Source organism: Halorhodospira abdelmalekii (genome assembly GCF_016583625.1).
In the GTDB taxonomy this organism is placed as follows: Bacteria; Pseudomonadota; Gammaproteobacteria; order Nitrococcales; family Halorhodospiraceae; genus Halorhodospira; species Halorhodospira abdelmalekii.
Window position 1 is genome coordinate 1 of sequence record NZ_NRRN01000139.1, and the last position, 688, is coordinate 688.

At 62.2% G+C, this 688-nt stretch carries 2 protein-coding genes; both read right to left on the bottom strand.

The window, feature by feature from the left end; genetic code table 11:
• A partial coding sequence (locus tag CKO15_RS14805; protein WP_420842155.1) for a histidine kinase dimerization/phospho-acceptor domain-containing protein occupies positions 1-86 on the bottom strand: 86 nt, incomplete at its 3' end.
• A gap of 81 nt (positions 87-167) precedes the next feature.
• Positions 168-688: PAS domain-containing protein (locus CKO15_RS14810; RefSeq protein ID WP_200197410.1), on the bottom strand; the 521-nt coding region annotated here is incomplete at its 5' end.

A 688-nucleotide genomic window follows, 5' to 3' on the forward strand; every position in this document is an offset into this window, starting at 1 on the left:
AGGTCGGAGTGCGCCAACTGATCGTGGAAACCGCAGATGGCATTGAGCGGTGTGCGCAGGTCGTGGCTGACCGCGGCGAGGAACATCCTTTGATCGTCGAGTGTGCGCTGGCGCGCCTCTTCCACAGTCCGGCGCTCACTGATATCGCGCAGAATCCCCGCAGCGTGTCAGTGGCCGGCAATCTTCACCGGCGCCAAGGTCAGCTCCAGCGGAACCTCGTGCCCGTCGCGGTGAAGTGCTTCGACCTCGGTCTGCGGCCCCACGCGAATCTTGCCACCGGACTCCCTGAAGTGGCGCATGCCGGCTTGCATCGCCGCTCGGTGGCGCTCGGGGACGAAGCGATCGTGGAAGGGATCGTCTCCGATCTCATCGGCGCGGTAGCCGAGCAACTGCTCAAAGGCCGGGTTGCAGTAGACCAGCCGATCCCCGGCATCGATCAGCACGATGGCATCGCGCGCTGCCGTGGTGATTGCCTGGAACTTTGCTTCGGCGGCGTGATGGGCTTGTTCGAGATCGTGCTTTTCGGTGATATCTTCGAGGATATGGACCGAGTATCGGTACGTGCCTTGTTCATCGCGGGCGACATACGAACGCGAGAGAAAGAATCGGCCATCGGGCAGTTTGAACGCCTCGGAGGTTGCAGAGCAGCCGAGATCACAGCAAGAGGGGGTGCTGTTTTGAACCGCCA